Below are 21417 nucleotides of genomic sequence, written 5' to 3' on the forward strand. Positions count from 1 at the left end.
ACCCTTGCCGCCTTCTGCGGGGCAGCTTCGCCCGCCCCTGGCAGTGAGAGGCCCCGCCCGCCCCGCCCGCCGCCGTCACGGGAACCGGTGTGACAGAAGCGTTGACGTGGTCATGTGCACGCCTTATCTTCTGTCCGAATATACGAACCATGTTCGAAATACCGACACTTCCTGGTCGGTGTCTCTCCGCCCCAGAGGAGAAGCCTTGAGCCCCGCTCTCACCCGTCGGACGGTCCTCGGCATGGCCGCCGGATCGGCGGCGGTCACCGTCACCGGTGTCTCCGCCGGTAGCGCCCACGCCGCCGTCCCCGCCTCGCCCGGCGTGTCGTTCACCAACCCGATCGCCGAGCAGCGGGCCGACCCGCACATCTGGAAACACACCGACGGCTACTACTACTTCACCGCCACGGTGCCCGCGTACGACCGGATCGTCCTGCGCCGTGCCACCACGATCCAGGGCCTGTCCTCGGCCACCGAGACGACCCTCTGGACCAAGCACGCCAGCGGTGAGATGGGGGCCCACATCTGGGCTCCGGAGATCCACTTCATCGACGGCAAGTGGTACATCCACTTCGCCGCCGGCGAAGCCCACGACATCTGGAAGATCCGCCCCTACGTGCTGGAGTGCGGCGCCGCGAACCCGTTGACCGGCACCTGGAGGGAGAAGGGCCGCATCGCGCTGCCGCTGGACACCTTCTCCCTGGACGCGACGACCTTCGTCGTGGGCGGGGTCCGCTACCTGAGCTGGGCGCAGAACGACCCGGCCGTCGGCAGCGGCACCAACCTGTACCTCGCGAGGATGTCCAACCCCTGGACCATCAGCGGCGCTCCGGTCAGGATCTCCACGCCGACCGCCCCGTGGGAGACCGCCGGCCACCGGGTCAACGAGGGCCCGGCCGTGATCCAGCGCGGCGGCAAGGTCTTCATGACCTTCTCCGCCAGCGCCACGGACGCCAACTACTGCATGGGCCTGCTGACCGCCTCCGCCTCGGCCGACCTGCTGTCCGCTTCGTCGTGGAGCAAGACCGCGAACCCGGTCCTGCGGAGCAACGACGCCACCGGGCAGTACGGTCCGGGGCACAACTCGTTCACGTTCTCCGAGGACGGAAAGTCCGACATCGTCGTCTACCACGACCGCGACTACAAGAACATCAGCGGCGACCCGCTCAACGACCCCAACCGCCGCACCCGCGTCCAGAAGCTGTACTGGAAGTCCGACGGCACACCCGACTTCGGCATCCCGGTGGCCGACGGCGTCACCCCGCGGCGGCTGTCCTCCTACAACTACCCCGACCGCTTCGTCCGGCACTGGGAGTACCGCGCCCGCATCGAGGCGGACGTCTCCCCGCTCGCCGACTCGCAGTTCCGCACCGTCACCGGTCTCGCCGGCGGCGGCACCGTCTCCCTCGAATCGGCCAACTTCCCCGGCTACTTCCTCCGCCACAAGAACTTCGAGGTCCGGGTGGAACCGGACGACGGGACGGCGCGGTTCAGGAGCGACGCCTCCTTCCACGCCCGGGCGGGTCTCGCGGACTCCGCCGGGGTGTCGTACGAGTCGTCCGGCTTCCCTGGCCGCTACCTCCGCCACTACGACTACCTGCTGCACGTCCAGGCCCTCAGCACGGCGACCGACCGGGCGGACGCCACGTTCCACACCCGGTGAAGCGAGCTCGGTGAAGCGAGCGCAGTGCGAAGTACCCGGGCCGCGCGTCACCTCTGCTGCGTGCGTGCCCCCGGGGCGGTGCGGGTGATTGCCTTGAGGGTGTGGGTGACGTCGGCGTCGGTGAGGTCGGCGCGGGCGGTCAGTCGGAGCCGGGAGACGCCGTCGGGGACCGAGGGTGGCCGGAAGCAGCCCGTCAGGATGCCCTCCGCGCGGCAGTCGGCGGCCCATCGCACGGCCGCCGAGGCCGACGGCGCGCGGACGGAGACCACGGCGGCATCGGGCCGGGCGGCGTCCAGCCCGGCGTCGGTGAGCCCTGCGTACAGTCCGGCGGCCACGGTGCGGACCCGGCGGGCGCGGTCGGGCTCGCGGCGCAGCAGCCGCAGGGCGGCAAGCGCGGCGGCGGTCGCGGCGGGGGCGAGGCCGGTGTCGAAGATGAAGGTGCGGGCGGTGTTGACCAGGTGCTCGATGACGCGTGCCGGACCGAGTACCGCTCCGCCTTGGCTGCCGAGTGACTTGGAGAGGGTGACGGTCACCACCGTGTCGGCGGCTCCGGCGAGACCGGCGGCGTACGGGGCGCCGCGTCCGCCCTCGCCCAGCACGCCGAAGCCGTGGGCGTCGTCGATCAGCAGGGCGGCACCGTGCGCACGGCAGGCGGCGGACAGGCCGGACAGCGGTGCGGCGTCGCCGTCGACGGAGAAGACCGAGTCGGTGACGGCCATCGCCCGGCCCGCGTGGCCCGCGAGGGCCTGACGTACCGCGTCGGGGTCGGCGTGCGGCACCACGGCGGTCCGGGCCCGGGAGAGGCGGCAGCCGTCGATGAGGGAGGCATGGTTGGCGGCGTCGGAGACGACCAGGGAGCCGTCGCCGGTGAGGGCGGTGACGGCGGCGAGGTTCGCGGCGTAGCCGGAGGAGAGCACGAGGGCGGACTCGACGCCGCAGAAACGGGCGAGTTCCGCCTCCAGCTCGGCGTGCAGGGCGGTGGAGCCGGTGACCAGCCGGGAGCCGGTGGCGCCCGCTCCCCAGCGGTGCGCCGCCGCGGCGGCGGCGGCGGTCACCTCGGGGTGCCGGGAGAGCCCGAGGTAGTCGTTGCCGGCCAGGTCCAGCAGCGGGGAGACGGCGTCGCGCGGGCGGAGAGTGCGGACGAGTCCGGCGTCGCGGCGCCTGTCCGCCGCCTCGTCGAGCCAGCCGAAGGGGTCCCGGGGCGCTTCGGTCATGGGCGGGACGTCCTTCGTGTCAGGCGGCCGTGGGCCAAGGGGCGGGCGGTGGGCGGATTTTGTCCGCAGTGGACAGTCCGCAGGGAGAACGTAGCCCCGTCCGGGGCCTGACGGGGTGTGGTGATGCCCACACATGAATCGGATGATCCTGTAGGTTCCCGCCTTGGCCCGGACCACGGCAGTAGGCGAGTATCGGCGCCATGGACCTGCTGAACACTCTGGTGGACAAGGGGCTGCGCCGTGAGCTGCCGACTCGCGACGAAGCGCTCGCCGTACTGGCGACTTCCGACGACGAACTGCTCGACGTGGTGGCCGCGGCGGGGAAGGTGCGCCGTCACTGGTTCGGACGCCGGGTCAAGCTGAACTATCTCGTGAATCTCAAGTCGGGTCTGTGCCCCGAGGACTGCTCCTACTGCTCTCAGCGGCTGGGTTCGAAGGCCGAGATCCTCAAGTACACCTGGCTGAAGCCGGAGGAGGCCGCGAGTTCCGCACGGGCGGGGGTGGCGGGCGGCGCGAAGCGCGTGTGCCTGGTCGCCAGCGGGCGCGGGCCGACGGACCGGGACGTGGCCCGGGTGTCGGAGACGATCTCGGCGATCAAGCAGGAGAACGAGGGCGTCGAGGTCTGCGCGTGTCTGGGGCTGCTGTCGGACGGTCAGGCCGGGCGGCTGCGGGAGGCAGGCGCGGACGCCTACAACCACAACCTCAACACCTCCGAGTCGACGTACAAGGACATCTGCACCACACATGACTTCGCCGACCGGGTGGAGACCGTGCGCCAGGCGCAGGGCGCCGGGCTGTCGGCGTGCTCCGGGCTGATCGCGGGCATGGGCGAGGCGGACGCCGACCTCGTCGATGTGGCCTTCGCCCTGCGCGAACTGGACCCGGATTCGGTGCCGGTGAACTTCCTCATCCCCTTCGAGGGCACTCCGCTGGCGGATGAGTGGAATCTGACGCCGCAGCGCTGTCTGCGGATCCTGGCGATGGTGCGGTTCGTCTGCCCGGACGCGGAGGTGCGGCTCGCGGGCGGCCGTGAGGTGCAGCTGCGCTCGATGCAGCCGCTGGCGCTGCACCTGGTCAACTCGATCTTCCTCGGGGACTACCTGACCAGCGAGGGCCAGGCGGGCCAGGCCGACCTGGAAATGATCGCGGACGCGGGCTTCGAGGTGGAGGGCACCGACACCACCACCCTGCCCGGCCACCGCACGGACGACCTGGTCAGCGTGCGCCGCCGTGGCCCGGGAACCGAGCTGCCGCCCAATGCCTGAGATGTCCGAGGTGGGCCCGGAGGAGCTGCTGGCGCTCGACCGGCAGCACGTCTGGCATCCCTACGGCCCGATGCCGGGACTGGACGAACCGCTGCTGATCGAGTCGGCCGCCGGGGTGCGGCTGCGGCTGGCCCGCCCGGTGGCGGGACAGCGGGAGCTGATCGACGGGATGTCCTCGTGGTGGTCGGCCATTCACGGTTACAACCACCCGGTGCTCAACGAGGCGGTCACCGGCCAGCTTTCACGGATGAGCCATGTGATGTTCGGCGGGCTCACGCACGAGCCGGCGATCCGGCTGGCGAAGCGGCTTGTCGACATCACGCCGGAGGGCCTGGAGCACGTCTTCCTTGCCGACTCCGGTTCGGTGTCGGTCGAGGTCGCGGTCAAGATGTGTTTGCAGTACTGGCGTTCGACGGGCAACAGCCGCAAGCAGCGGCTGCTCACCTGGCGGGGCGGCTACCACGGCGACACCTGGAACCCGATGTCGGTGTGCGATCCCGAGGGCGGAATGCACCAGCTGTGGTCGGGCGTCCTGCCGGAGCAGATCTTCGCGGACGCGCCGCCGCCCGGCTTCGACGCGGAGCCGGACGAGGCGTACGCGGCGCACCTGCGGGAGCTGATCGCCAGGCACGCCGAGGAGCTGGCCGCCGTGATCGTCGAGCCCGTGGTGCAGGGCGCCGGCGGCATGCGGTTCCACTCCCCCGGCTATCTGCGCGTGCTGCGCGAGGCGTGCGACGAACACGGCGTGCTGCTGGTGCTGGACGAGATCGCGACCGGCTTCGGCCGCACAGGCACGATGTTCGCCGCCGAGCACGCGGGGATCACCCCGGACGTGCTGTGCTTGGGCAAGGCGCTGACCGGCGGATATCTCACCATGGCGGCGACGCTGTGCACCTCCCGGGTGGCGGACGGCATATCCAGTGGCGAGGTGCCGCTGCTCGCGCACGGACCGACGTTCATGGGCAATCCGCTCGCCTCCGCGGTCGCCGAGGCGTCGATCGGGCTGCTGCTCGGAGGGGACTGGGCGGGCGAGGTCAAGCGCATCGAGTCCGGACTGCGGGCGGGGCTGGAGCCGGCCCGGGAGCTTCCCTGCGTGCGGGACGTACGGGTGCTGGGCGCGATCGGCGTCGTGCAACTGGAGGCGGGGGCGGACCTCGCGGCGGCCGGGCGCGCAGCGGTGCGGGAGGGCGTGTGGCTCCGTCCCTTCCGCGACATGGTCTACACGATGCCCCCGTACCCCACGGGCGACGAGGATCTGGCCCGGATCTGCGCCGCCGTGTGCGCGGCGGCCACGGCGGGCGCTCCCGCGAGTGCGGCGTGAGCGCCGTGCAGGGCTCTGAGCAGCCCGAGCAGCCCGAGCGGCATCGCGGGAGACGGCGGGCGTTGCGATGACCGTGCTGGCCGTGACCGGCACGGGCACCGAAGTGGGCAAGACCGTGACCACGGCGGCGCTGGCCGCCGTGGCGGTCGCGGCCGGACGCTCGGTGGCGGTGCTCAAGCCCGCGCAGACCGGCTTCGCACCCGGTGAGCCGGGCGACACAGCGGAGGTCGTACGCCTCGCCGGCGAGGCGGTGACCACGCTCGAACTGGCGCGCTACCCGGAGCCGCTCGCCCCCGCGACGGCCGCCCGGCGTGCAGGGCTGCCCACCCTGTCGGCCGAGGACATCGCGGAGGCAGCCGAGAAGCTGGCCGCCAGCCATGACCTGGTGCTCGTGGAGGGGGCCGGCGGGCTGCTCGTACGCTTCGACGCGGCCGGTGCCACCCTGGCCGGCGCGGCCCGGCTGCTCGCCGCCCCCGCCCTGGTGGTGGCCACCGCGGGGCTGGGCACGCTCAACGCGACGGAACTCACGGCGGAGGCGCTGCGGGCACGCGGGGTGGCCTGCGCGGGAGTGGTGATCGGCTCCTGGCCCGCCGCGCCCGATCTGGCCTGTGCGTGCAATCTGCGGGAGCTGCCGGAGGTGGCGGGCGCGCCGCTGGCCGGAGTCCTGCCGGAAGGCGCCGGCGCACTGGCCCCGGCCCGCTTCCGGGCCGCCGCTCCCGGCTGGCTCACCTCCGCACTGGGCGGTACCTGGAAGGGCCCGGACGCGCCCCTCCACGCATGACCTGCGCGCCGTCGTGACTCCCGTGGCGAATGTGCGCTATGAGGCGGCGCCGTCCCACAGATCGGTGCTGTGGGCATTGATGAGAGCGGTGATGCGGGTGAGGACGCCGCTGACCGGCTGCGGGTCGAGTCGGCGTCCGTCCCGCAGGCGCAGCGCGACGTGGTCGACGGCGGCTTCCCTGGCACCGATGACGGCTTGGTAGGGAACCAGACGTGCCTCCCGGATGCGGGCGCCCAGACTGCCGCGTTCCGGCCCGGCGATTTCTGCACGCAGTCCGAGGTCGGTGCAGTGCCGGGCGAGCGCCTCGGCGTTCGGCATCTCGGCGTCGGAGATCGGGAGGACCACCAGCTGGGTGGGGGCGAGCCAGGCGGGGAACGCGCCGCCGTGCTGTTCGATGAGATGGGCGACGGCTCGCTCCACGCTGCCGATGATGCTGCGGTGGACCATGACCGGGCGGTGCCTGCCGCCGTCGGCGCCGATATAACTCAGGTCGAATTGCCCGGGCTGGTAGAAGTCGACCTGGACGGTGGAGAGGGTGGACTCCCGCCCGGCGCCGTCGGTGACCTGGACGTCGATCTTGGGGCCGTAGAAGGCGGCCTCCCCTTCGGCCGCCTGGTAGGGAAGGCCGGAGCGGTCGAGGACATCGGTCAGCAGGGCGGTGGACCGCTGCCACATCTCGGGGGCGGCGACGTACTTGCCGCCCGGTCCCGGGAGGGAGAGCCGGTAGCGGGCAGGGCTGATGCCGAGCGCCGCGTACGCCTGGCGGATCATCTCCAGTGCCGCCCGCGCCTCCTCTGCTACCTGGTCCAGGGTGCAGAAGACGTGCGCGTCGTTGAGCTGGATGGCACGTACGCGGGTCAGCCCGCCCAGTACGCCCGAGAATTCGGAGCGGTACATGCCGCCGAGCTCCGCCATGCGCAGCGGCAGCTCGCGGTAGCTGCGGGAGCGGGAGCGGTAGATCACCGCGTGGTGCGGGCACAGGCTCGGCCGCAGTACGACCTGCTCGCCGCCGAGGTCCATCGGGGGAAACATGTCCGCGCTGTAGTGCGCCCAGTGGCCGGAGAGTTCGTACAGTTCCCGCTTGCCGAGCACCGGCGAGTACACGTGCCGGTACCCCGCGCGCCGCTCGGCGACTCGGATGTACTCCTCCAGGGTGTGCCGTACGGTCGCGCCGTCGGGCAGCCAGTACGGAAGTCCCGCACCGATCAGCGGGTCGGTGTCGAACAGGCCCAGTTCACGGCCGAGTTTGCGGTGGTCATGCATGGCGGTCTCCTCACGGGCCGGCGGGTGACCGCAAGGCGAAGCCCCGGGGCACTCGCCCCGGGGCTTCGGACTAGGACATCTGTCAGCGCGCCGGGACACTCTCCGGCGTCGTCGTCACAGCAGCGCGCTTCATGCCGGAAACGTTAGCAGGCCGTAGCGAGGCACACACGGTCATTTCTCGTCGGCGGCCGGAACGGAAACCGGTTCGCCAGGGCGGCTGGCGCTTTGCTTGGCTTGCCCCATGAGTGATCTCCATATTCGCTGCGCCGCCCCCTCGGACATCGACACCGTGCTGCGGTTCTGGCGCGAAGCCGCAGAGGGAACGAGCATCAGTGACGACCACGACGGCCTCGCCCGGCTCATCACAAGGGACCCCGAAGCACTGCTCCTCGCAGAGCGTGACGACCTGCTGAGGGGCACCGTGATAGCCGGCTTCGACGGATGGCGATGTTCCGCCTACCGGCTGGCCGTACACCCCGACTGCCGTCGGCAAGGTATCGCCGGCGCCCTGATGGAGGCGGCAGAGCAACGATTCGCCACCCTCGGCGGGCGGCGGGTGGACGCCATGGTCCTGGAAGCCAACGAGCAGGCACACCACACGTGGGCAGCGACTGGCTACCACCGGGAGGACCACTGGCGACGCTGGGTCAAGCCGCTGCGCTGACGGCACCGGGCCCCGACCGGGAATCCGAGCGCGGAACTGCCGGACTCCCGTGATTCCGGACTTTTTGCGGCTCCTTTACCATGGATCTCGTCTGTCACCCGTCCGGCCGAAAGGTGTGTACGTCCGCCCATGGGCGAGCCTCCCAGTACCAGTCATCGAGCGATCCTCCGCGCCCTGCCCGACCATGGGACGGAGGTGACCCGATGATCGAAGTGCTGCTGCTGTTCGTGGCACTCCTGCTCTCCCTGGCGTGCGGCGGTTTCGTCGCGGCGGAGTTCTCGCTGACCACCGTGGAGCGCAGCGAGCTGGAGAAGGCCGCGGAGAGCGGCGACCGCGGGGCCGCCAGCGCCCTGAAGGCGGTCACCTCCCTCACCTTCCAGCTCTCCGGCGCCCAGCTCGGCATCACCGTGACCAACCTGGTCGTCGGCATGCTGGCCGAGCCCTCGATCGCCAAGCTCATCGCCGGGCCGGTGGAGTCCCTCGGGGTGGGGAAACCGGCCGCGTCCTCCGTCGCTCTCGTCATCGGCACCGGGATCTCGACCGTTGTCGTGATCGTCATCGGTGAACTGGTGCCGAAGAACTGGGCGATCTCCCGGCCGCTGCCGGTCGCCCGGCGGGTCGCCACGGCGCAGCGCGTCTTCTCGGCCTCGTTCCGCCCGCTGATCCGGCACCTCAACAACAGCGCCAACCGGATCCTGCTGCGGCTCGGCATGGAGCCCACCGAGGAGCTGGCGTCCGCCCGTTCCCCGCAGGAGCTGGTGGCACTGGCCCGGCACTCCGCCAAGGAGGGCGCCCTGGAGGCGGACACCGCCGATCTCTTCGTGCGTACGCTGCATCTGGCCGAGCTGACGGCGGAGAACGTGATGACCCCGCGTGTGCAGGTCACCGCGCTGGAAGCGCAGACGACCGCCGAGGACGTGGCCAACGCGACGCGCGCCACCGGTCTGTCCCGCTTCCCCGTCTACCAGGGCAGCCTGGACACGGTCGTCGGCATCGTACGGATCAAGGACGTGCTCGCGATTCCCGCCGCGCAGCGCCTGCGCCACCCGGTGACCGAGCTGATGCGCGAACCGCTGCTGGTACCGGAGTCACTCACGGTGGACCGGCTGCTGGACCGCATGCCGGGCGGCGACCGCAGCATCGCCGTCGTCATCGACGAGTACGGCGGCACCGCGGGCGTGGTCACCCTGGAGGACATCGTCGAGGAGGTCGTCGGCGAGGTGCGCGACGAGCACGATCCGGCGGAGACGCCGGATCTGGCCCCCGCCGGGGAGGACCCGGAGGGCCGCAGGCTGACCGACGCGGACGGCGCCGCCCGCACCGACCACCTGGAACGGATCGGACTGCGCGTGCCGGAGGGCCCCTACGAGACACTGGCCGGACTGGTGGCGGCCGAACTGGGCCGGATCCCCTCCAAGGGTGATGTGGTGCAGGTCGGGGGCTGGCGGATCGAGGTCGTGGACGCCACCGGGCGGCGCGCCGCCCGGATCCGGCTGACGGCCCCACTGGCCGCCGAGCAGGCCGGTAAGGACGAGGAGGCATGGCGATGAGCATGATCCAGGCGCTGATCGGCGTCCTCACACTTGTCGTCAACGCCTTCTTCGTGGGCGCCGAATTCGCGATGATCTCGGTACGGCGCAGCCAGATCGAGCCGCACGCCGAATCCGGCGACCGGCGGGCTCGCAGCGTGCTGTGGGGGCTGGAGCACGTCTCGGCGCTCCTCGCCACGGCACAGCTGGGCATCACCCTGTGCAACCTGGTCCTGGGCGTGGTCGCGGAGCCGCTCATCGCGCACCTGCTGGAGCCGGTCTTCCACTCGGCCGGCGTGCCGGACGGGCTGACCCATCCGATCTCCTTCGCGATCGCCCTGGCCCTGGCGACCTACCTGCACATGCTCTTCGGCGAGATGGTGCCGAAGAACATCGCGCTGGCCGAGCCGCAGCGCACCGCCCTGCGGCTCGGGCCGCCGCTGGTCGCGCTCTCGCGCGGTCTGCGCCCCATCGTCTTCACGGTCAACGCCTTCGCGAACGTGCTGCTCAAGCTGCTGCGGGTGGAGCCGAAGGACGAGGTCGAGTCGACGTTCTCGGACGACGAGCTGGCCCGGATGGTCGCCGACTCCTCCGAGGCCGGGCTGCTGGACGAACGGTCCACCGAGCGCCTGCGGGACGCCCTGGACCTGGGCCGCAGGCCGGTCTCGGACGTCGCCCGGCCGCTGGACCGCGCGGTGACGGCGCCCATGGGAGTGACCCCCGAGGAGCTGGAGCAGCTGTCGGCCCGCTCGGGCTTCTCCCGCTTCCCCGTCGTCGACTCCGGCGGCCGGGCACTGGGCTACGTCCACGTCAAGGACGCCCTGGACGCCACCCCGCGCGACGAACCGTTCCCGCTCACGGCGATGCGCCCGATCGCGCTCGTACGGGAGGCGATGCCGCTCGACGACGTGCTGGGGGCGATGCGGGGCAGCGGCACGCATCTCGCCGCCGTGATCGGCCCGGACGGGCGCGCGGCCGGACTGGTCACCATGGAGGACGTGCTGCGCGAACTGGTGGGGAGGCCACTGACGGGCTGAGGGTCGCCGCGCGGCTATCCTGTTCCGGCCATGAACAGCAATTCGACCGCACCCCGGATCAGCAGCTTCGTCGCCCTGGGCGACTCGTTCACCGAAGGCATGTCGGACGCCCTCCCGGACGGCACGTACCGGGGGTGGGCCGACCTCCTCGCCGCCCGGCTGGGCGCCCGTACCCCGGACTTCCGGTACGCCAACCTCGCCGTACGCGGGAAGCTGATCCAGCAGATAGCCGACGACCAGGTGGCTGCGGCCGCGGCGATGGACGCCGACCTGGTCACACTCGTCGGCGGCCTCAACGACACGCTGCGCCCCAAGTGCGACATGGGGCGGGTGTGCGGGCTGCTGGAGGAGTCGGTCGCCACGCTGGCGCCCCGGTGCGGGCAGCTGGTCCTGATGCGCAGCCCCGGCCGCCGCGGACCAGTGATGGAGCGCTACCGGTACCGGATGGAGCAGCTCTTCGACCGCATCGACGGTCTGGCGCGGGAGCACGGCGCGCTGGTGGTGGATCTGTACGCTTCCGAGGCACTGGGCGACCCGCGGATGTGGGCGGACGACCGGCTGCATCTGACCGAGGAGGGCCACCGCCGGGTCGCCGAGGCCGTGTGGCAGCGGCTGGGGCACGCGGCCGAGTCGGACTGGGAGGGGCCGCTGCCCCGCGACGAGCCGCCGGGCTGGGCGGTGCGGCGCCGTTCTGATCTGCGCTTCACCCGGCAGTATCTGCTGCCCTGGGTGGGCCGCCGGCTCACCGGGCGCTCCTCGGGGGACGGCCGCGGGCCCAAACGTCCGGAGCTGGGCCCGGTCTGAGGGCGACGGGGCGGGCGGTGCCTCCGGGGCGACGGGCGGGCGCGGCTGGCCTGCGGCGACACCCCGTAGAATCCCTCGGGTGACAGACAAGCCCCGCATCCCGAACGTACTGGCCGGCCGCTACGCCTCCGCGCAGCTGGCACTCCTGTGGTCCCCCGAGTTCAAGGTGACGCTGGAGCGGCGGCTGTGGCTCGCCGTGCTGCGCGCGCAGAAGGATCTGGGCATCGAGGTGCCGGACGCCGCGCTCGCCGACTACGAACGGGTGCTGGAGGACGTCGACCTCGCCTCGATCGCGGAGCGCGAGAAGGTCACCCGGCACGACGTGAAGGCGCGGATCGAGGAGTTCAACGCCCTCGCCGGGCACGAGCAGATCCACAAGGGCATGACCTCCCGGGACTTGACCGAGAACGTCGAGCAGCTGCAGATCCGGCTCTCCCTGGAGCACGTACGGGACCGCACGGTCGCCCTGCTGACCCGCCTGGGGCGGCTGGCCGCCGATCACGCCGAGCTGGTGATGGCCGGGCGCTCGCACAACGTCGCCGCGCAGGCGACGACGCTGGGCAAGCGCTTCGCGTCGGCCGCGGACGAGCTGCTCGCCGGGTACGAGCGGCTGGAGGACCTGCTGGGCCGCTACCCGCTGCGCGGTGTCAAGGGGCCGGTCGGCACCTCTCAGGACATGCTGGACCTGCTGGACGGCGACGCCGCGAAACTGGCCGAGCTGGAGCGCCGGATCGCCGCGCACCTGGGCTTCCCGCGGACTCTCACCTCCGTCGGGCAGGTCTATCCGCGTTCGCTCGACTACGAGGTGGTCACCGCCCTGGTGCAGCTGGCCGCCTCCCCCTCCTCGCTCGCCCGGACCATCCGGCTGATGGCGGGGCAGGAGCTGGTCACCGAGGGTTTCCAGGAGGGCCAGGTCGGCTCGTCCGCGATGCCGCACAAGATGAACACGCGTTCGTGCGAACGTGTCAACGGGCTGGCGGTGATTCTGCGCGGCTACGCCTCCATGACGGGCGAGCTGGCGGGCGACCAGTGGAACGAGGGCGACGTCTCCTGCTCGGTGGTCCGCCGGGTTGCCCTGCCGGATGCCTTCTTCGCCTTCGACGGGCTGGTGGAGACCTTCCTGACCGTGCTCGACGAGTTCGGCGTCTTCCCGGCGGTGGTCGCCCGGGAGCTGGACCGCTTTCTGCCGTTCCTGGCCACCACCAAGGTGCTGATGGGCGCGGTGCGCGCGGGCGTCGGACGCGAGTCGGCGTACGCCGCCATCAAGGAGCACGCCGTCGCCGCCGCGCTGGAGCTGCGGCAGGGCGCCGAACGCAACGAACTGCTGGACAAGCTGGCGGCCGACGGGCGGATCCCGTTGGACCGCGGGCAGCTGGACGCGCTGATGGCCGACCGGCTGTCGTTCACCGGGGCGGCGGCGGACCAGGTGGCCGCGGTGGCGGCCCGGATCGAAGAGGTCGCCAAGCGTCACCCGGAGGCCGCCGCGTACACGCCCGGGTCGATCCTCTGACTCCGGCCGACCGGCCCGGGCCGCCGCCCGACAAGTCCGCGCGGCCCCCGCGGCCGACCCGCGACGAGCGGGAGGCGGCCCGCGACCGGATGGTGCCCGATGTGGCCTCGGCCGGACTGCGGGTGCTCTTCTGCGGGATCAACCCCGGCCTGTGGTCGGCCGCGACCGGACACCACTTCGCGCGCCCCGGCAACCGCTTCTGGCCCGTGCTGCACGCGGCGGGCTTCACGCCGAGGCGGCTGGAGCCGTGGGAGGAGAGCGAGCTGCTCTCCCTCGGCCTGGGCATCACCAACGTCGTAGAGCGGGCCAGCGCGCGGGCGGACGAACTCAGCGGCCAGGAGTACCGGGAGGGCGCCCGGACACTGGAGCGAAAGGTGCGGCGCTGGCGCCCGTCCTGGCTCGCGGTGGTCGGAGTGACCGCCTACCGGACGGCGTTCGAGGAGCGGCGGGCGCGGATCGGCCCCCAGGAGCGGACGATCGGCGGGACGCGGATCTGGGTGCTCCCCAACCCCAGCGGGCTCAACGCCCACTGGTCGCTTCAGGAGATGGCCGAGGAGTACGGGCGGCTGCGCCACGCGGCGGATCAGCCACGGCAGGCCCCAGGGGAAGCGGCGGGGCCTGGAGACTAGGGCCTGTCTGACAAATGGCGCCGTCCGCCCGGAGGGCGGTGCTGGCGGCAGCTGGCGCGTGCGGCTGCAAGGCGGAGGAGCGTCCTCGTAGTGGGCTACTCGGACGCTGCGACAACGCAGCAGATGCGCGTGCCAGCCGCCGCCAGCAAGGCGGGATGTGTCAGACAGGCCCTAGGTCCGGCGACCGATGACAGCGTCGGCCGGTGCGGCCATGATCGACAGATGTCCGAGCACGCCTTCGATGTCGACACCTTCCTCGCCGCGCCGCTGACGGCGCGGGTCGCGACGCGGGGTCCCACCGTCCGGCCGACGTGGTACCTGTGGGAGGACGGCGCCTTCTGGATACTGACCGGCCCCTGGGCGCGGCTGCCCGGCCATGTCCGCGCGGACCCGGCCCTCGCCCTGGTCGTCGACGTGTGCGAACCGGCAACGGGCCTCGTGCGGCAAGTGATCGCGAAGGGCCGGGCCGAGCTGCGGCCGTTCGACATCCCGCGCGGGCGGCGCAAGCTCAGCCGCTATCTGGGACCGGACGAGGGCCGCTGGGACCGTCGCTTCCGGGACTATCTGCACGACGATCCCGGCACGCGGGGCACACTCTGGCTCCGGCTGCGCCCGGACACGCTCTCCGCCGTCGACCTCAGCTATCAGGTCGCGGATCTGGCGTGAACGGGGCTGATGCGGCGTCACCAGTGGCCGCCACCAGCTGTATCGGCTGCTCCTGACCGTGCCGCCCGATGCCCACTCCAAGCCAGCGGCCACCCGGGCCGGTGCGCCAGAGGTGCAGAAGACGCACATGGCCGCAGATTCCGGCCAGCGGCTCAGGCACGGGATCGCCGTCCAGCAGGCGCAGCAGGTGGCCGGTGAGGTCGAGCGGGGCGGGCTCGCCCCAGCGCTCGGACAGCCAAGTCACCAGTGCTTCGCAGTCGGCCGCGAAGGCCGCCTCCGCCTCCGGCCGTGCCGTCCCGTCGTCCTCCCAGAACGCCTCGCTGGTAAGCAGATCGACCGCGCGTGGCCCGGGGTGGGCCAGCAGCCCGTCTATCGCCGCCAGATGCTCCGCCAGATGCATGTGTCCAGTAAACCGCGCACCGCTGACAGTTGACGCCCGCTCAGTCGAGTGCAGGTCAGGACGGTTCAGGCGTCTCGGCGCTGTAGAGCCGTCCCGCCCGCTCCCACGGCCAGGGCCGCCCATCCGGCCATCACCGCGAGCCCCGTCCAGGCGCCGAGGGTGCCGTCCGGCTGCGGGTGCAGGATCTGCTGACCGGCCTGGTCCGGCAGGAACTGGATCACCTGGCTCTCGGTACCGACCACCGGGGCGAGCAGGAACAGCAGCGGGACGAGGATGCCCAGCGCGGCGACGGGACCGCGCACCAGTACGGCGGTACCGGCGGCCAGCAGCGTCAGCAGCATCAGGTAGAGCCCGCAGCCGAGTGCCGCCCGCAGCGCTCCGGGGGCGGCCAGGTCCGTACCGTGTTCGCCCAGCAGCGCCTGGCCGCCGCCGACCGAGACAAGCCCGGTGAACAGCCCGGCAGTCAGCGCGAGTCCGCCGGTGACGGCGAGCTTGCCGAGCAGGAGCAGCCCGCGCCGGGGCACGGCCGCGAGTGAGAGGCGGACACCGCCGTGGCTGTACTCGGAGGTCACCACGAGCACGCCGAAGCAGACGGCGGCGATCTGACCGAAGGGAAGCCCGTAGAAGGAGCGGAGGACCGGTTCGAAGTCCTCCGCCGCACCGCCCGGACCGTCGTACAGTCCGCAGGCGAGCAGGCTGATGCCCGTGCTGCCCAGCAGTAGTGCCAGCAGGGCGGCTTGCAGCGCGCGCACGGAGCGGATCTTCGCCCATTCGGAGCGGAGGACGGGCGCGAGGGGTCTCATGACGGACTGCGTGGCAGACACGGCTCAGGCTCCCTTCGCACGGTAGGTCGTCGCTTCTTCGGTCAGCCGCAGGTAGGCCCGTTCCAGGGACGGCTCCTCACCCGCGCCGGCGTGCTCGGCTACGAACTCCTCCAGTGACGCGTCGGCCAGCAGACGGCCGCGGCCGAGCACCACGAGGTGATCGGCGAAGCGCGCCGTCTCCCCCATCTGGTGGCTGGAGACGAGCACGGCGCGGCCCTCCGCCGCGAGCCGCCGCAGCAGTTCGCGGATCCAGGCGATGCCCTCCGGATCCAGTCCGTTGCCCGGTTCGTCGAGCATCAGTACGGGCGGGTCGCCGAGCAGCGCGGCGGCGATGCCCAGCCGCTGGCGCATGCCGAGCGAGAAGGTGTGCACGCGCCGCCGTGCGGCGGTTTCGAGCCCCGTACGGGCCAGCACCTCGCCGATCCGGCGCTCCGGTATGCGGTTGCTGAGGGCCAGCGTCAGCAGGTGCTGGTGGGCGGTCCGCGCGGGGTGGGCGGCGGTGGCGTCCAGCAGGGCGCCGACCCGGCGCATCGGCTCGGGGTAGGAGACGTAGGGGCGCCCGCCGATCAGGGCGTTGCCCGAGGTGGGCCGGTCCAGTCCGAGCACCAGCCGCATGGTGGTGGACTTTCCGCTGCCGTTGGGTCCGAGGAAACCGGTCACCCGTCCGGGAGCCACTGAGAAGCTGAGCCCTTCGACGGCGGGCACCGCGCCGTAGCGCTTGGTGAGTTCGTTGATCTCGATCGAGGTCATGGTCCGAGGCTGCCGCGCACGGGCGGCCGGACGCTCCCCCCACGCGCGGGTGTCACCTCCCCCGGCCGGGGGAGGTGACACCGGTACGAGGGCTGGCAGGATGAGCGCGTGCCCGTGATCCGTGCCCTGCTCAGTCCGCTGACGCGTGCTGTCACCTACACCCGCTGGCTGCATCTGATCCTGGGCGGTACGGCCGCCGTCATCTGCGGGATGGTCTTCCCCGGGCTGGACTACCTGTGGGAACTCCAGACGCTCTGGGCACTCGCGGTGCCGGTGCCGCTCGCCTTCCTCGCGGCGATGGTGCCCGGCATGCGGCTGGCCGAGGGCCTCCAGGCGAGGCTGATGCTGCTGCCGGGGCCGCATGCCCGGCATCCGGGCGGTGGCGGCGCCGCGATCTCCGCGGCGCCGTCCAGCTCCTGGCAGGACCGCTGGCGCACCGCGGGATGGCTGGTGGTGCGGATCGAGGCGGGCGCCTGTGTCATGACGCTCAGCATTGTGCTGCCGTCCCTGTCGCTGTCGCTGCTGAACGCCGCACTCGGCGGCGGCCGGGACTTGGGGAGCGCGGTGCCCGTCACGGGCGACCACTGGTGGTACGCGCCCCTCGCCGTGCTGCCACTGGCCGTCCTGGCTGCCCTGGTGGTGGGTGCGGGCGCCGGGCTGACCACCGCGGCGCGCCACCTGCTCGGGCCCTCGGCGGCGGAACGGCTGGCCGAGCTGGAGGAGCGCAACGAGCGCCTGCTGGAGCGCGGGCGTCTCGCCCGGGAGCTGCACGACTCGATCGGCCACGCCCTGACCGCCGCGGTCGTGCAGTCGGGCGCCGCGCGTGCCTCCGGGTCCCCGGAGTTCACCGGCCGGGCGCTCGTCGCCATCGAGGAGACCGCACGGGACGCCCTGGAGGATCTGGAGCGGGTGCTGCGTCTGCTGCGTGAGGGCACTCCGGGGCCGGGCAGCAGGCCGGGGCTGGCGGACACCGGGCGGCTGCTGGACTCGGCACGCGCGGCCGGGGCCACCGTCCGGCCCGAGGTGACCGCGGATCTGGCGGCGCTGCCGGGCCCGGTGTCGCGGGAGGGCTACCGGATCGTCCAGGAGGCGCTGACCAACGTGCTGCGGCATGCGGGCCCGGTGGCGGTGTCGCTCCGTATCACCGCGCGGGACGGCGCTCTGGAGCTGGACATACGCAACGCGCTGCCCTGCCCGGCGGCCCCCTCCGGGGTGCCCGGCAGCGGACTGCGCGGCATCCGGGAACGTGCGGCGCTGCTCGGCGGCGAGGCCGAGAGCGGGCCCTGGGGCGACCGCTGGCGGGTGTACGCCCGGCTGCCCCTGGGCGTCGCGGCTGCGGATGCCAGGGCGGCAGCACGAGCGGAGGCGGGGGGATGACGGTCTCGGTGCTGCTGGTGGACGACGAGGAGCTGGTACGCACCGGGATCCGCGCGATCCTGGAGGCCCAGCCCGGTATCCGGGTGGCCGGCGAGGCCGCGGACGGCGCGGCCGTGGTGCCGCTGGTGCGCAGGCTGTGCCCGGATGTGGTGGCGATGGACGTGCGGATGCCGCTGATGGACGGCATCGAGGCCACCCGCGCCGTGCTGGCGTCCGTACCGGATCCGCCGAAGATCCTGGTGGTGACGACGTTCGAGCAGGACGAGTACGTCTACCGGGCGCTGCGGGCGGGCGCCGACGGCTTTCTGCTGAAGCGCGCACGCCCCGCCGAGATCGTGCACGCCGTGCGGCTGATCGCCGAGGGCGAGTCGCTGCTGTTCCCCGCCGCCGTACGGGAGCTGGCCGCCGCGCACGGTAACCAGGAGGCGCGGGCCGCCATGGAACGCGCCAGGCTCACCGAGCGCGAGCGGGAGGTGCTGCTGCTGATCACCCGGGGGCTGGCCAACGCAGAGATCGCGCGGCAGCTCTTCCTCGGCACCGAGACCGTCAAGTCGCACGTCAGCTCGGTGCTCGCGAAACTCGGCGCCCGCGACCGGGTGCAAGCGGTGATCACTGCCTACGAATCGGGCTTCGTCGCACCCGGCTGATGTCCCGGCACTCGTCGTGACCCGCCGTTCCGGATACGATCCGCCACACATGAACAGCCAGGGAGGCGGACGTTGGGGAGGCTCACCGGCGGGGATCCGTCCCTGCTGCGCAGGATCAACTCCGCCGTCGTGCTGCGCGCGCTGCGCGGCACCGACCGGCCGCCGACGCTGACGTACACCGACCTGGTGCAGGCCACCGGCCTGTCCCGGCCGACGGTGGAGGGCGTCGTGGAGGGGCTTGCCGAGTCGGGGCTGGTCGCGGAGGCCGTCGACGAGGGCGGCGACGCGAGGCGCGGACGGCCCGCGCGCCGCTTCCGCTTCCGGGCGGAGGCCGGTCATCTGCTGGGCATCGAGATCGGCGCGCACCGGGTCGCTGCGGTCCTGTCCGATCTGACCGGCCGGATCTGCGGTACGGTCGCCCGCAGAATCGATGAGACGGCCACGGCCGACGAGCGTCTGGAACGGGTGCGCGGGGCGGTCGCCGACCTGCTGCGCCGATCCGAGGTGGCCCGCGATTCGCTGCGGGCGGTCGGTGTGGGCAGCCCGGGGATCGTCCAGGCGGACGGCAGCGTACGGCTGGGCACCGCGCTGCCCGGCTGGACGGGGCTGCCGCTGGGCGAGCGGCTGCGCCGTTCGTTCCGCTGCCCGGTGCTTGTCGAGAACGACGCCAATGCCGCCGCGCTCGCCGAGCACTGGAAGGGCGCCGCCGCCGAGTCCGATGATGTGGTCTTCGTGCTGGCCGGGCTCAGCCCCGGCGCCGGATCACTGATCGGCGGGCGGTTGCACCGGGGGTTCGGAGGCGCGGCGGGCGAGATCGGTGCGCTGCATCTGCTGGGCCGGGAGGCGAGACCGGAGCATCTGCTCTCCACGACCGGGGAACCGCTGCATCCCCTGGACGAGGAGGCGGTGGCGCACGTGTTCGCGCTCGCGCGCGAGGGCGACGCACGGGCCCGGGAGGCTGAGGACCGCTTCGTCCGGCGGCTGGTGCACGATGTCGCGGCACTGGTGCTGGCGCTGGACCCGGAGCTGGTGGTGGTCGGCGGCTGGGCGTCCGGGCTGGACAGCGTACTTCAGCCGCTGCGTGCCGAGCTGGAGCGCTCCTGCCTGCGGCCGCCTCGGGTGACGCTGTCGCTCCTCGGGGAGACCGCCGTCGCGACGGGGGCCCTGCGGGTGGCCCTCGATCACGCCGAAGCGGAGCTGTTCGCAGTGGAGGGCACGGCGAACAGCTAGGCGAACAGCTGGGGCGTGTCCTGTAGGAAGGGCCGGGGCGCGCGTGAGCGGTGCAGTCCACCGGGCCGCCATGCGGCCCGGTGGGCTGGTGGGCGAAGGCCGGAATCAGCTGCGGTCAGCCCGCCATCAGGGTGACCGGTTCGGTGTCCCCGAAGGTGAGCCGGCAGGTGTCGGCGCGGTAGGTGGAGACGGAGACCGCGGCGGTGCGGCCCGCCACGAAATACCGGGTGGTGACCACCAGCACCGGCGCACCGGGCAGCCGGTCGAGCTGGCGCGCGTCGTCGGTGTGGGCGGAGCCGAGCTCCACCGCGCGGTCCTGGCCCTCCAGCTCCAGCCGGTGCAGGGCGCGCAGGAGGTGCTCGGCGCGCACGGAGCTGCTGTCCGTGTCGGCCGGGGCCTCCGGAACGGAGGGTGCGGACGCCGCCGGTATGTAGAGCAGCTCGGTGGCGACGGGCTGGCCCTGGCTCATCCTCGTCCGCCGGACGGCGTGCACCACGGCGTCGGGGGCGGTGGCCAGCAGCTGGACCACGGCGGCGGGCGGCGTGACGTCCTCACAGCCCTCGGTCTGCCAGTCTCCACCGGGAGGGCCGGGCCAGCTGTCCCGCACCGGGCCCACGTCGACGCCGACCCGGGGCGGGGCGACGGTGGTGCCGACTCCGCGGCGGCGCTGCAGCCGCCCTTCGAGCTCCAGCTGCTCCAGTGCCTGGCGCAGTGTCGCGCGGGCGACACCGAAGCGGGCGGCGAGCTCCCGCTCGTTCGGCAGGACCTCTCCGACGGCGAACTCGGAGTCGAGCGCGTCGGTCAACACGGTCCGCAGGTGCCAGTACTTCGGCTCCGGCGCTTTCTCCAGCTGCGTGGTCCCCACCCTTGCCTCCGCAATCGCCGCGTGTCCAGCGGGGGTTGCCGCTGGATTTACTTCTGGTTCTTTATTAAAGGTTCTTTCTTATGCCTGTGACTTTATGGTGGCCCCCAGGCTTGGTCAATACCAATCGGGACGTGACGTCCTTGCCGATCTCCCTTTGTGGGTGTGATGATCGATCATCGTTCATTCTGGAGGGTTTCCATGGCACAGCGGCCACGGCAGGACCAACAGCAGGTCACCATCGTCACCGGCGGCAGCCGGGGCATCGGCGCGGCGACGGCGGTGCGTCTGGCACGGGAGGGCCACCACATCGGCATCGGCTACGAACGGGCCCGCGAGGCCGCGGAGGCCACGGCCGCGGCCGTGCGCGCGGAGGGCGGCGAGGCGCTGCCCGTCCAGCTGGACACCAGTGACGAGGCACAGGTGGACGCCTTCTTCGACGCCGTCCAGGACACCCTGGGCCCGGTCACCGGTCTGGTCGCCAACGCCGGCATCACCGGGCCGCTGGGCCGCTTCACCGAGACCTCCACCGAGGTGATGCGCCGGGTCGTCGACGTGAACGTGACGGGCACGCTGCTGTGCCTGCGCCGCGCGGCGCAGGCCATGTCGGTTCGGCACGGCGGGACGGGCGGCGCCATCGTCAGCATCTCCTCCGGGGCGGCGACGCTGGGCAGCCCCGGCGAGTACGTGCACTACGCCGCCACCAAAGCGGCCGTGGACGCCATGACCGTCGGCCTGGCCAAGGAGCTGGGGCCGGACGGCGTGCGGGTGAACTCCGTACAGCCCGGCGCGGTGCTCACCGAGATGCACGCGGCCATGGGCGACCCTGACCGGGCCTGGAAGAAGGCGGAGTCGATCCCCCTGCGGCGACCCGGCGAGCCGGAGGAGATCGCGCACGCGGTGGCCTGGCTGCTCTCGGCGGAGGCGTCCTTCACCACCGGCGCGGTACTGCGGGTCTCCGGCGGGATCTGACCCCACACG

General features: G+C 72.3%; 20 protein-coding genes and 1 pseudogene. 15 read left to right on the forward strand and 6 right to left on the reverse strand.

Annotation, left to right across the window (positions count from 1 at the left end; genetic code table 11):
* Nucleotides 1–241 precede the first annotated feature (241 nt).
* Nucleotides 242–1663, forward strand: a complete 1422-nt coding sequence (locus LHJ74_RS29315) for a family 43 glycosylhydrolase (RefSeq protein ID WP_260221350.1) — start codon at nt 242–244, stop codon at nt 1661–1663.
* Nucleotides 1664–1710: 47 nt separating this feature from the next.
* On the opposite strand, the gene LHJ74_RS29320 is transcribed toward LHJ74_RS29315, so the two are convergent.
* Nucleotides 1711–2877, reverse strand: a complete 1167-nt coding sequence (locus tag LHJ74_RS29320) for an 8-amino-7-oxononanoate synthase (RefSeq protein WP_260221255.1) — start codon at nt 2875–2877, stop codon at nt 1711–1713.
* A 200-nt stretch (nt 2878–3077) separates the two neighbouring features.
* Here LHJ74_RS29320 and bioB point away from each other — a divergent pair, with 200 nt between their 5' ends.
* From bioB to bioD, 3 genes are all read left to right on the forward strand, one after another.
* Entirely contained in the window at nt 3078–4142 is a 1065-nt protein-coding gene (gene bioB / locus LHJ74_RS29325; RefSeq protein ID WP_260221256.1) for a biotin synthase BioB, read from the forward strand.
* Between the two features lies 1 nt (nt 4143).
* Entirely contained in the window at nt 4144–5463 is a 1320-nt protein-coding gene (locus tag LHJ74_RS29330) for an adenosylmethionine--8-amino-7-oxononanoate transaminase (RefSeq protein WP_375546862.1), read from the forward strand.
* A gap of 67 nt (nt 5464–5530) precedes the next feature.
* Nucleotides 5531–6244, forward strand: a complete 714-nt coding sequence (gene bioD, locus LHJ74_RS29335) for a dethiobiotin synthase (RefSeq protein WP_260221258.1) — start codon at nt 5531–5533, stop codon at nt 6242–6244.
* A 36-nt stretch (nt 6245–6280) separates the two neighbouring features.
* On the opposite strand, the gene thrS is transcribed toward bioD, so the two are convergent.
* Nucleotides 6281–7606 carry a threonine--tRNA ligase gene (gene thrS / locus LHJ74_RS29340; RefSeq protein ID WP_260221259.1) on the reverse strand — a complete coding sequence of 442 codons (1326 nt, stop codon included), beginning with the start codon at nt 7604–7606 and terminating at the stop codon, nt 6281–6283.
* Between the two features lie 142 nt (nt 7607–7748).
* On the opposite strand from thrS, the gene LHJ74_RS29345 reads away from it, so the two are divergent.
* The 7 genes from LHJ74_RS29345 to LHJ74_RS29375 all read left to right on the forward strand — a co-directional run bounded on the left by LHJ74_RS29345 (nt 7749) and on the right by LHJ74_RS29375 (nt 14346).
* Nucleotides 7749–8171, forward strand: a complete 423-nt coding sequence (locus tag LHJ74_RS29345) for a GNAT family N-acetyltransferase (protein ID WP_260221260.1) — start codon at nt 7749–7751, stop codon at nt 8169–8171.
* A gap of 203 nt (nt 8172–8374) precedes the next feature.
* A complete protein-coding gene (locus tag LHJ74_RS29350; RefSeq protein WP_260221261.1) occupies nt 8375–9721 on the forward strand; it encodes a hemolysin family protein in 1347 nt (448 codons plus the stop codon).
* A complete protein-coding gene (locus tag LHJ74_RS29355) occupies nt 9718–10737 on the forward strand; it encodes a hemolysin family protein (protein WP_260221262.1) in 1020 nt (339 codons plus the stop codon). Before LHJ74_RS29350 ends, LHJ74_RS29355 begins: the two co-directional genes overlap by 4 nt.
* 30 nt (nt 10738–10767) lie before the next feature.
* Entirely contained in the window at nt 10768–11541 is a 774-nt protein-coding gene (locus LHJ74_RS29360) for an SGNH/GDSL hydrolase family protein (protein ID WP_260221263.1), read from the forward strand.
* Between the two features lie 79 nt (nt 11542–11620).
* Entirely contained in the window at nt 11621–13051 is a 1431-nt protein-coding gene (gene purB / locus LHJ74_RS29365; RefSeq protein ID WP_260221264.1) for an adenylosuccinate lyase, read from the forward strand.
* Nucleotides 13052–13140: 89 nt separating this feature from the next.
* Nucleotides 13141–13680 (forward strand): G/U mismatch-specific DNA glycosylase, encoded by a 540-nt coding sequence (gene mug / locus LHJ74_RS29370; RefSeq protein WP_260221265.1) that lies wholly within the window; start codon nt 13141–13143, stop codon nt 13678–13680.
* A 222-nt stretch (nt 13681–13902) separates the two neighbouring features.
* Nucleotides 13903–14346 carry a pyridoxamine 5'-phosphate oxidase family protein gene (locus LHJ74_RS29375; RefSeq protein ID WP_260221266.1) on the forward strand — a complete coding sequence of 148 codons (444 nt, stop codon included), beginning with the start codon at nt 13903–13905 and terminating at the stop codon, nt 14344–14346.
* On the opposite strand, the gene LHJ74_RS29380 is transcribed toward LHJ74_RS29375, so the two are convergent.
* The 3 genes and pseudogenes from LHJ74_RS29380 to LHJ74_RS29390 form a co-directional block, all read right to left on the reverse strand.
* A complete protein-coding gene (locus tag LHJ74_RS29380) occupies nt 14318–14746 on the reverse strand; it encodes a hypothetical protein (protein WP_260221267.1) in 429 nt (142 codons plus the stop codon). The two genes, LHJ74_RS29375 and LHJ74_RS29380, sit on opposite strands and share 29 nt — an antisense overlap.
* Before the next feature lie 65 nt (nt 14747–14811).
* Nucleotides 14812–15549 carry an ABC transporter permease gene (locus LHJ74_RS29385; protein ID WP_260221268.1) on the reverse strand — a complete coding sequence of 246 codons (738 nt, stop codon included), beginning with the start codon at nt 15547–15549 and terminating at the stop codon, nt 14812–14814.
* A gap of 36 nt (nt 15550–15585) precedes the next feature.
* A pseudogene (locus LHJ74_RS29390) lies at nt 15586–16320 on the reverse strand (ABC transporter ATP-binding protein); the annotation flags it as partial.
* A 117-nt stretch (nt 16321–16437) separates the two neighbouring features.
* Between LHJ74_RS29390 and LHJ74_RS29395 the strand changes: the two are divergent.
* From LHJ74_RS29395 to LHJ74_RS29405, 3 genes are all read left to right on the forward strand, one after another.
* Complete coding sequence (locus tag LHJ74_RS29395; protein WP_260221351.1) at nt 16438–17697, forward strand: sensor histidine kinase; 1260 nt, start codon at nt 16438–16440, stop codon at nt 17695–17697.
* Complete coding sequence (locus LHJ74_RS29400; RefSeq protein ID WP_260221270.1) at nt 17694–18344, forward strand: response regulator; 651 nt, start codon at nt 17694–17696, stop codon at nt 18342–18344. The genes LHJ74_RS29395 and LHJ74_RS29400 overlap by 4 nt, the downstream gene beginning before the upstream one ends.
* Before the next feature lie 72 nt (nt 18345–18416).
* Nucleotides 18417–19574, forward strand: coding sequence for an ROK family protein (locus tag LHJ74_RS29405; RefSeq protein WP_260221271.1), 1158 nt, complete (start codon nt 18417–18419; stop codon nt 19572–19574).
* Between the two features lie 115 nt (nt 19575–19689).
* Here LHJ74_RS29405 and LHJ74_RS29410 read toward each other — a convergent pair whose 3' ends face one another.
* The gene (locus LHJ74_RS29410; RefSeq protein WP_260221272.1) at nt 19690–20439 is read right to left on the reverse strand and encodes a GntR family transcriptional regulator; all 750 of its coding nucleotides are present in this window, start codon (nt 20437–20439) and stop codon (nt 19690–19692) included.
* 198 nt (nt 20440–20637) lie between these two features.
* Between LHJ74_RS29410 and LHJ74_RS29415 the strand changes: the two genes are divergently transcribed.
* Nucleotides 20638–21408, forward strand: a complete 771-nt coding sequence (locus tag LHJ74_RS29415; RefSeq protein ID WP_260221273.1) for an SDR family oxidoreductase — start codon at nt 20638–20640, stop codon at nt 21406–21408.
* Nucleotides 21409–21417 lie beyond the last annotated feature (9 nt).

Source organism: Streptomyces gossypii (genome assembly GCF_025165795.1).
GTDB classification, from domain to species: Bacteria; Actinomycetota; Actinomycetes; order Streptomycetales; family Streptomycetaceae; genus Streptomyces; species Streptomyces gossypii.

Bases quoted from the DNA above. Each gene is read 5' to 3' on its own strand.
- LHJ74_RS29375 (WP_260221266.1), top strand. From the start codon at position 13,903: ATGTCCGAGCACGCCTTCGATGTCGACACCTTCCTCGCCGCGCCGCTG.
- LHJ74_RS29320 (WP_260221255.1), bottom strand. From the start codon at position 2,877: ATGACCGAAGCGCCCCGGGACCCCTTCGGCTGGCTCGACGAGGCGGCG.
- LHJ74_RS29400 (WP_260221270.1), top strand. From the start codon at position 17,694: ATGACGGTCTCGGTGCTGCTGGTGGACGACGAGGAGCTGGTACGCACC.
- bioB (WP_260221256.1), top strand. From the start codon at position 3,078: ATGGACCTGCTGAACACTCTGGTGGACAAGGGGCTGCGCCGTGAGCTG.
- LHJ74_RS29380 (WP_260221267.1), bottom strand. From the start codon at position 14,746: ATGCATCTGGCGGAGCATCTGGCGGCGATAGACGGGCTGCTGGCCCAC.
- bioD (WP_260221258.1), top strand. From the start codon at position 5,531: ATGACCGTGCTGGCCGTGACCGGCACGGGCACCGAAGTGGGCAAGACC.
- LHJ74_RS29330 (WP_375546862.1), top strand. From the start codon at position 4,144: ATGTCCGAGGTGGGCCCGGAGGAGCTGCTGGCGCTCGACCGGCAGCAC.
- LHJ74_RS29315 (WP_260221350.1), top strand. From the start codon at position 242: ATGGCCGCCGGATCGGCGGCGGTCACCGTCACCGGTGTCTCCGCCGGT.
- LHJ74_RS29345 (WP_260221260.1), top strand. From the start codon at position 7,749: ATGAGTGATCTCCATATTCGCTGCGCCGCCCCCTCGGACATCGACACC.
- LHJ74_RS29385 (WP_260221268.1), bottom strand. From the start codon at position 15,549: ATGAGACCCCTCGCGCCCGTCCTCCGCTCCGAATGGGCGAAGATCCGC.
- LHJ74_RS29415 (WP_260221273.1), top strand. From the start codon at position 20,638: ATGGCACAGCGGCCACGGCAGGACCAACAGCAGGTCACCATCGTCACC.
- LHJ74_RS29355 (WP_260221262.1), top strand. From the start codon at position 9,718: ATGAGCATGATCCAGGCGCTGATCGGCGTCCTCACACTTGTCGTCAAC.
- LHJ74_RS29350 (WP_260221261.1), top strand. From the start codon at position 8,375: ATGATCGAAGTGCTGCTGCTGTTCGTGGCACTCCTGCTCTCCCTGGCG.
- mug (WP_260221265.1), top strand. From the start codon at position 13,141: ATGGTGCCCGATGTGGCCTCGGCCGGACTGCGGGTGCTCTTCTGCGGG.
- LHJ74_RS29360 (WP_260221263.1), top strand. From the start codon at position 10,768: ATGAACAGCAATTCGACCGCACCCCGGATCAGCAGCTTCGTCGCCCTG.